The organism is Vibrio sp. MMH1-50 (assembly GCF_022347645.1).
Classification (GTDB): Bacteria; Pseudomonadota; Gammaproteobacteria; order Enterobacterales; family Vibrionaceae; genus Vibrio; species Vibrio harveyi.
This window is the reverse complement of the sequence record NZ_JAKRGG010000068.1, coordinates 1-7,333: the sequence shown is the minus strand read 5'-3', so window position 1 is coordinate 7,333 and position 7,333 is coordinate 1. Positions and strand designations below refer to the sequence as shown.

The window sequence follows — 7,333 nt, the reverse complement described above, 5'->3', positions numbered from 1 at the left end:
GCGTTATATTTTACTGGAGTTCATCATGCTAAACAGAATCGAAGAATGGATTGATTTAACGAACGAAAGGTTTTCTAACCAACGAAAAAGTTGTGCGTTGTTTGCACGTCAGTTCGCCGGTTTCTACTCCGAAGAATTTCTAGCTGGCTCATATTTTGTGGTCGTTGATAGTATCCCAAAGCCAGATTTCCCAGAATTACGCCAAGCGGGTTTAGGTGACTTTCTTGATATGGAAATTCAAGGTATTACATACAAGAACACTTATTATATTCTACCGACTGTCGCTCAGGACCTACGACTTCATTTTCACGAGTTGGTGCATGTCGCTCAATGGAAAACTCTTGGCGCTACCGGCTTTTTGCAACGCTACATAGCCGAGGTTCAATCGCAACGCGTGGCATTTTTACTATGCGTTGATTTTAGTGATTAAGGTGGTTTGCAGCGGCTTCTGCATTGCGTTGCTCACACCTTAACAGGGCGTTAGTCGCCAGAAAAAGCTAGCAATCAAAATCATGTTTCTAAGCTTAAAATTTTGCTGATGATTGTTTGCTATACAGGCTCTTCATCGATACTCAAAAATCAGTTTCAGCTGTTTTAAGTCCAAAGTTTTGCAAGTGTCCAAGCGATTTTTTTGTTCTTTGGTGCTGGCAGAACAGGACAATCGAGCGTCTGTTCTTGGTTGCGACTCCGCTCGGTGAGTTTGCTGGTTCAAAAGCTGATTTATTCGCAGAAAGCACGTTTTCTCTGGTGTGGTAAGTTCCACGTGGTTTCAGTAACTTTGTTGAAAGTCCGCATTGTGAGATTGGTTTTCCAAAAGCGCTTGTTGGTGTTGCCAGTCCGTTTTCTGCGGCGTTGGTTGTTCCAAGTGGTTTCATTAAACAGCCGCTTTGAGACTACGCCTGACTTAAGTGCATCAAAGCACATAAAGTTTGTTGTTCGCAAAGTTTAGTTTGGCTTAAAATTGGCGCTCGGTGCCTCGCGACTAACAAACTGCTCAAGAGGGATTCGCAACGCGTGGCATTTTTACTATGCGTTGGTTTGAGTGATTAAGGTGGTATGCGGCGGCTTCGGTATTGCGTTGCTCACCCCTTAGCAGGGCGTTATAGCGCTCGATAAAATTGAATATGGATGGTCATGGATAATATCGAAAAAGAGCTCTATCAAGCAGCAACAGAACTAGTAAATGTGCGATATCCTTCTGGTTGGGGTGGAGCTGCGGCTGTTAGAACAGAGTCAGGAAAAATATTAACAAGCATTGCTCCTGATACTAAAAACGATGCTCTTTCACTATGCATGGAGGTGGGAGCGTATTTAGAGGCTCACAAACTCAATGAGCGAGTGACCCACTCATTATGCCTGTGTCGTGATAGCGAGAACGATGAATTTCTAATTTTGTCACCATGCGGAGTTTGCCAAGAGCGCCTTGTCCATTGGGGTGGGGATGTCAAAGCAGCAATTACGACTCCAGAGAATGCATTGGTTTTCAAGACTATACGAGAATTAATGCCTCATCATTGGTCACTTGTAAACGGCAAAGCGCTATAACAAACTGTTTAAGAGTGATTCGCAACGCGTGGCATTTTTACTATGCGGTGGTTTTAGTGGTTAAGGTGGTATGCGGAAGCTTCGGTATTGCGTTGCTCACACCTTAACAGGGCGTTATGTGCTTTGGTGGAAATGAATATGGAAATCACAATCAGACGTATCGAAACAGAAAGTGTTGAGGATAAAGTTATATACGAGACTTTGTTCAGAGAGTACCTATCGGGCTTCTCGGTTGAACTAGATCCCTCTGTTATTGCTCAGCTGTTTGCGCTGCCTTATTTCCACGGATTTATCAGTTTTGTCGACAATAAGCCTGCCGGTTTTGCGGTTTGCTTTGAATCGTTCTCAACTTATCGTGCGCAAAGAGTGATGAATGTCCATGATTTTATGGTGTCGGACAGCTTTCGTGGTAAAGGTGTGGGTAAAGCGCAACTGAATGGTATCGAACAGTATTGTCGTGATAATGATTACCTCAAAATCACACTAGAGGTCGGTGATGATAATGTTGCAGCTAAAAAGCTCTACAGCTCATTGGACTACGAAGATTACAGAGTAGTTTTGACAGGGCAGCAACATTGGCAAAAGTACCTCAATTAGCACGCACATAACAAACTGTTCAAGAGGGATTCGCAACGCGTGGCATTTTTACTATGCGTTGGTTTAAGTGTTTAGGGTGGTATGCGGTGGCTTCAGTATTGCGTTACTCACCCCTTAACAGAGCGTTAGGCAAAGGGCAGAAAAGTTATTTGTTCTAATCTTCCCGTTCCCTCTGACAGCTCGTTTTTCTTAGTCGGCTATTCAGCATTGTCGGCTCATATCCTTGAATCTCTCCAACCGTAAAACATGCCAAAATTCGTGGGTTGCCTCAGTAGGTTTCAGTGTTGGTTTGTGGAGAATTTCACTGGCTTAAAGTGTGGAAAGGGCAAGTTAATCGAAGCTTTCGTTTTGTTGTCAGTTCGCAGCTTTTAGTTTTCCGGTTTAAAAGCTAATTTGTCGCTGAAAGGTCGCATTTCGTGGTTGCTGAAACCTTGGCTGTAACATAGCGACTTCAGTGGTTCTTGAATCACAAAAAGTCAGTGGGTGATTGGTTGCTTATCGTGTTTAAGGTATTCTGTTTTCAGACCAAGTAAGTGGGTAAACGTGAAAATTTGCCTAACAAACAATTCAAGCTGATTCGCAACGCTCGGCGCTTTCGGTTTCAACTGGTTTGGTGTTTACGGGGCAGTGTTTGAGTGTGGTGGCAGCGTTGCTCACAACTTAATTGGGCGTTAAGCATCTAATAGATAGGAGTTCAAATTGAGTCAAAAGAAAATATCTCCAATTTCGTTGTTTTCTATTCACCTAGAAATGATACGAGGAGGTGAAAAAATTGGTTCTGGAACTGGCTTTATTTACTTTCATAAAGCTTCAGGGTTTCATTTTTTAGTAACCAACTATCATGTACTAACTGCACGACCACCAACTAAACCAAGCTTATTGTTATCGGGTTATCCCGACTCTCCTGATGAGATTCGTTGGTCGTCTTTGAATAAAAACTGTGATGACATAATCTCTGGGAGCATTGACCTACTCAGTAATGATGAAGTTGAGTGGCTAGAACACGCCGATCGAGAAAAAGGGGTGGACATAGTTGCTGTAAAAGTAGATTTTACTGAAGATGCTCTGGTTGTTTCTCAAGAAAATTTGGAGCTTGTGGATGACATTGAGTTAGAAATTGGGTCTGACTTGTTCATAGTTGGTTACCCATATGGCATATCAGCTGGAGATTTCTTTCCATTGTGGAAAAAAGGCACTATAGCTAGTGAATCATTAATTAATCCAAATGGATTAGCTCGTTTTTATATTGATGCAACTACAACTCCCGGAATGTCAGGATCACCGGTTTTTATATCAGAAGATAGAGATATGATCGATCTCAAGAGGGATGAAGCAACTGCCTTTAAAAAGTTCGAATCAGGTACGGGATCAGCGCTAGATGTATTAAATTCTATTTCGGCTGAGAGTATGAAACCATATAGGAAGAAGTGTTTTAAGCTAGTGGGGATATACTCAGGTCGCTTAGTTAATGGAAATAAAGATCCAAGTATAGGTATTGTTTGGAAAGCTCATTTGATTGAGGAGTTGTTTTCAAACCCAATCATTACAAAACACCCTTTTCCACCCCATAGGCTAGATGCTTAACAAAGCATTTAAGAGTGATTCGCAACGCTTGGCGCTTTCGCTTTGCTCAAGTATAGCCAAGCGTCGCTCACACCTTAATGCGGCGTTAGTTGTCTTTGGAGATTTAATTGGATTACATACAAATATCAGAATGGTTAAAGAACACTATTCCAGGAATCATTATTCTAGGAGCAATAGGTAGTATTGCTGCTGGGGTGGTTATTTGGTTGCTGCCAAAACTAGCTAAAGTTTTAATGTCAGTAAATCGCTACCTAGTTGTTCAAGTGTTTGGTGCAAGCGTAGCTAAATTTTGTATTCTTTATTTACGCCAATACTACACTTTGAGAGCGACTATCTCTCAGCTTTTCAATAAAGAGCAAGAGTTACCTTTGGTTGTTATACATCAACGTTTTCTTGCAAATCGAAATTTATCGTGTTTTGCGGCATTACTCTTTTCGATTACTGCTATCTTGCTGTTTTTATTGCATGGGACAGATTTTCCCAAAGCAACAGCTAGCTTTGTTGCTCTATCAATATTATGTATAAATGACACGATTGCTTATAGTGTTTGGGCTAATAAGGTCGCTAAGTTTTTCTATGGTAATGAAGAAAGTGTTGCGGAGGAAACTTATAAAACTAAGGAGTCTGTGCTCTTGGAGAGTGCTCTTTCAATAGCAAGCCTTAAAAAATCAGCATGAGTTGAAAGCAACAACTAACAAACTGTTCAAGAGGGATTCGCAACGCGTGGCATTTTCACTATGCGTTGGTTGTAGTGTTTAAGGTGGTATGCGGCGGCTTTGGTATTGCGTTGCTCACCCCTTAACAGGGCGTTAGAGCGCAAGAGAAAAAGTATGAACATGACCGATATAGTTGAATACATTTCATATCTTATCGCCGGCATTATTATCGCTCCTTTCGGCTTTATGTTGTTTAAAGAATTCATCGGTAAAGATCGCAAGACAGTTACAGATGAAGTCAAATCGACAGTAGGTGACGAATCGAGAAAGTTTCTGGGTGGTAGGTATGGCGATGCCGTTGTAGGTCAATTTGTCGAGTTTAAACTGATCATAGCGATAGGCTTGCCAGTAGTACTATTTCTAGGAATTTCTTCCTTGGTTAATTCTCTTTTGAAAGTTCTGTTCAACCTGTGAGTTGCGCTCTAACAAACTGTTCAAGAGGGATTCGCAACGCGTGGCATTTTCACTATGCGTTGGTTAAAGTGATTAAGGTGGTTCGCGGCAGCTTCAGTATTGCGTTGCTCACCCCTTAACAGGGCGTTAGGTCTTTTGGAGGATTGGAAAAATAATGAGTGAAATTAAAGATTTTATCTATCTAGATACCGACAAGGTCAGTTCTCTTTATAGCCAGATATCCGGTGGTCTAATTCAGTCAGTAGAGTCGCTGCAAAGCAATACTGAGAACAATAAAAATCTGAGGAACTATAGTTTTAAGGTTTTTAAGCATGAAGCAGGTGGAACTACAGCTGAATCAAACCAACTGAAGGAAACTAGAGTAAGTCATCATGAAGTTTATAATGAATTAGAATCTGAACTATTTAAGCATGGCTATGCGGCTGAATTGGGTATAGATATATCTCCAGATGACGTTAGAAGTGGAGAGGCTACTGATGCATTCGAAAGCGTTTTATGTGTTAAAGCTGAAGGCAGCATCGTATTTGAAGACTATGAGCGCATAACTCGCATTGCAGAAAATTATGAAGTCATTACCGGCTTTATAAACAATAGTGTGGTGGCAAACATAAAAGAATCACCAGCATATCTTGAGATCCATAGTCAAATTGAAGCGTCTAAGTTAGAAATTAAGGCTATGAAAAATGGTCCACAAAAAACTAGGAAGAAACAGGAGTTGCTAAAAGTAGAGTCCCAGTTAGAAGAATTGATGTCTCATAAAAAAGTTGGTGATGTTGAAAGCTGGATAATTGATGGTCTTAAAACGTGGGTAAATGTTTTTCTGCCAGACATTTTTAACGTTCGACTATATCCATTTCTGGATATAGAGAACTTTCACATTATGAGTAACGTAAAACGAGCTTTTTTCTTAGATCAAGATATTGAATCTTTGCACTTTTTGTATGGCTCGGTGCCAACGATTAAAGTTTCGCTGTTAGGTGTTATAACTTCAATTCCCAAAGACACGGGAGAATCATTCGAACCATTGAAAGAGTTTAATACGGAGCTTATTGACAGCGAAGGTAATGAAGCTCTATCTGTAGAAAATGGTTTTAGAGGGGTATTTCGAGGATTTGATGGTTTAGAAGCTATGATTCGTACTTGCAGATATCCACGTATAATGGTTCAGCCTATTGCTATTTATCGGTCTATAAAACCTAATAAAAAATTTCAAAGACAGACCTAACAAACAATTCAAGCTGATTCGTAACGCTTGGCGTTCTCGGTTTGAATCAGCATCAGTGTTTACAGCGCAAAGGTCAGGTTAAGTGGTAGCGTTACTCACAACTTAATTGGGCGTTAGCCATCAAGGAGGAAACCTAGTTGTATCAGTTACGATATTGGAATTTACTGAAAGAACTTAAAGCGCAAATTGCATACCTTCACGGGTACGCGGCAAAGGATGAATGGACAGATAAAGCTTTGAGTATATTCATGGCTATTGCGTCATCAGCAAGTATTGCTACCTGGGCTCTTTGGAAAGAGCATCAAATGGTATGGGCTTGCATAATTGCTTTGTCACAGGTGATCACTGCAATTAAACCATTTTTGCCGTATCGAAAACGCTTAAAAGCAGTGTCTGAGCTAAATAATCAAGTTCAAGCTATCTTCCTAGAAGCTGAGACTATTTGGTACAAAGTATCAGAGGGCTTGTTAACTGAAGAAGAAATCCATGAAGAAACAGTTCGTTTAAAAGGTCGTATCTTATCGGCTGAAAGGGCAAGTTTGAATGGTATTGTTTTACCGCGAAAGAACAAACTAAAAGCAGCCGCTGAAAATGCAGCAGATGAATATTTCACTGAAAACTATCTTGGAGCGTAAACATGTCAGATAAACCTCAAGGTAAAGGTCGAGTCATTGTACCAAATACAGGACGTAATCTACCTAATATGAAAGTTGGAACACCAATGCCCCCTGTAAAACCGCCCAAGTCATCCGGAGGTGGTAAGAAAGATGGCTAACAAACTGTTTAAGAGTGATTCGCAACGCGTGGCATTGGGGCTTCGGTATTGCGTTGCTCACACCTTAACAGGGCGTTAGCCCACAAGAGAGAAATAAAAAGTAGAGTTCGATGATCAAAGGTAAAGTTGTAGAGTGGAATGACTCAAAAGGTTATGGATTCATTTCGGCATTAAATGGTGAATTAAGAGTTTTTCTCCATATATCAACGGTTCAGAGTAAAGGTCGACGTCCTAAGGTCGATGATGAAGTTAAATTTGAAGTTAACGAAGACAAAAAAGGGCGTTACAACGCCACTAATGTAAAAATTCTAGGTTCCGGCTCGGTACCTTCAACAATCATGTTTAGCATCGTTTACTTAGTTTTAGCGAGTACAGCTGTGTTCATATTAGGTGGTGAGAAGCTGTTCATTGCAGCTTATATCCTGATGTCCATTGTAACCTACGTAATGTACGCAATAGATAAAAATGCCGCTCAAA

At 40.7% G+C, this 7,333-nt stretch carries 11 protein-coding genes; 10 read left to right on the top strand and 1 reads right to left on the bottom strand.

Going from position 1 to position 7,333, the window contains the following annotated elements; all coding sequences use genetic code 11:
* Window positions 1-430: hypothetical protein (locus tag MHO32_RS25860; protein WP_336246192.1), on the top strand; the 430-nt coding region annotated here is incomplete at its 5' end.
* 142 nt (window positions 431-572) lie between these two features.
* On the opposite strand, the gene MHO32_RS24955 is transcribed toward MHO32_RS25860, so the two are convergent.
* Complete coding sequence (locus tag MHO32_RS24955) at window positions 573-875, bottom strand: hypothetical protein (protein WP_239214820.1); 303 nt, start codon at window positions 873-875, stop codon at window positions 573-575.
* A 259-nt stretch (window positions 876-1,134) separates the two neighbouring features.
* Here MHO32_RS24955 and MHO32_RS24945 point away from each other — a divergent pair, with 259 nt between their 5' ends.
* The 9 genes from MHO32_RS24945 to MHO32_RS24885 form a co-directional block, all read left to right on the top strand.
* Complete coding sequence (locus MHO32_RS24945; RefSeq protein ID WP_239214818.1) at window positions 1,135-1,545, top strand: cytidine deaminase; 411 nt, start codon at window positions 1,135-1,137, stop codon at window positions 1,543-1,545.
* 138 nt (window positions 1,546-1,683) lie between these two features.
* Window positions 1,684-2,142: a GNAT family N-acetyltransferase gene (locus MHO32_RS24935; protein ID WP_239214816.1), complete on the top strand. Its 459-nt coding sequence runs from the start codon at window positions 1,684-1,686 to the stop codon at window positions 2,140-2,142.
* A 699-nt stretch (window positions 2,143-2,841) separates the two neighbouring features.
* Window positions 2,842-3,726 carry a S1 family peptidase gene (locus MHO32_RS24925; protein ID WP_239214814.1) on the top strand — a complete coding sequence of 295 codons (885 nt, stop codon included), beginning with the start codon at window positions 2,842-2,844 and terminating at the stop codon, window positions 3,724-3,726.
* A gap of 107 nt (window positions 3,727-3,833) precedes the next feature.
* Window positions 3,834-4,403 carry a hypothetical protein gene (locus MHO32_RS24920; RefSeq protein WP_239214811.1) on the top strand — a complete coding sequence of 190 codons (570 nt, stop codon included), beginning with the start codon at window positions 3,834-3,836 and terminating at the stop codon, window positions 4,401-4,403.
* 153 nt (window positions 4,404-4,556) lie between these two features.
* Window positions 4,557-4,856: a hypothetical protein gene (locus tag MHO32_RS24910; RefSeq protein WP_023585853.1), complete on the top strand. Its 300-nt coding sequence runs from the start codon at window positions 4,557-4,559 to the stop codon at window positions 4,854-4,856.
* A gap of 154 nt (window positions 4,857-5,010) precedes the next feature.
* Window positions 5,011-6,081, top strand: a complete 1,071-nt coding sequence (locus tag MHO32_RS24900; RefSeq protein WP_239214808.1) for a DUF6414 family protein — start codon at window positions 5,011-5,013, stop codon at window positions 6,079-6,081.
* Window positions 6,082-6,218: 137 nt separating this feature from the next.
* Window positions 6,219-6,716: a hypothetical protein gene (locus tag MHO32_RS24895; protein ID WP_049874847.1), complete on the top strand. Its 498-nt coding sequence runs from the start codon at window positions 6,219-6,221 to the stop codon at window positions 6,714-6,716.
* Between the two features lie 2 nt (window positions 6,717-6,718).
* The gene (locus MHO32_RS24890; RefSeq protein ID WP_154216439.1) at window positions 6,719-6,856 is read left to right on the top strand and encodes a hypothetical protein; all 138 of its coding nucleotides are present in this window, start codon (window positions 6,719-6,721) and stop codon (window positions 6,854-6,856) included.
* A gap of 110 nt (window positions 6,857-6,966) precedes the next feature.
* Window positions 6,967-7,333 (top strand): cold-shock protein (locus MHO32_RS24885; protein WP_239214805.1); only part of this gene is annotated, 367 nt, incomplete at its 3' end.

What these genes read in the sequence shown, in the direction of transcription:
- MHO32_RS24955 (WP_239214820.1), bottom strand. Translation starts at nt 875, where the DNA reads ATGAAACCACTTGGAACAACCAACGCCGCAGAAAACGGACTGGCAACA.
- MHO32_RS24945 (WP_239214818.1), top strand. Translation starts at nt 1,135, where the DNA reads ATGGATAATATCGAAAAAGAGCTCTATCAAGCAGCAACAGAACTAGTA.
- MHO32_RS24935 (WP_239214816.1), top strand. Translation starts at nt 1,684, where the DNA reads ATGGAAATCACAATCAGACGTATCGAAACAGAAAGTGTTGAGGATAAA.
- MHO32_RS24910 (WP_023585853.1), top strand. Translation starts at nt 4,557, where the DNA reads ATGAACATGACCGATATAGTTGAATACATTTCATATCTTATCGCCGGC.
- MHO32_RS24900 (WP_239214808.1), top strand. Translation starts at nt 5,011, where the DNA reads ATGAGTGAAATTAAAGATTTTATCTATCTAGATACCGACAAGGTCAGT.
- MHO32_RS24890 (WP_154216439.1), top strand. Translation starts at nt 6,719, where the DNA reads ATGTCAGATAAACCTCAAGGTAAAGGTCGAGTCATTGTACCAAATACA.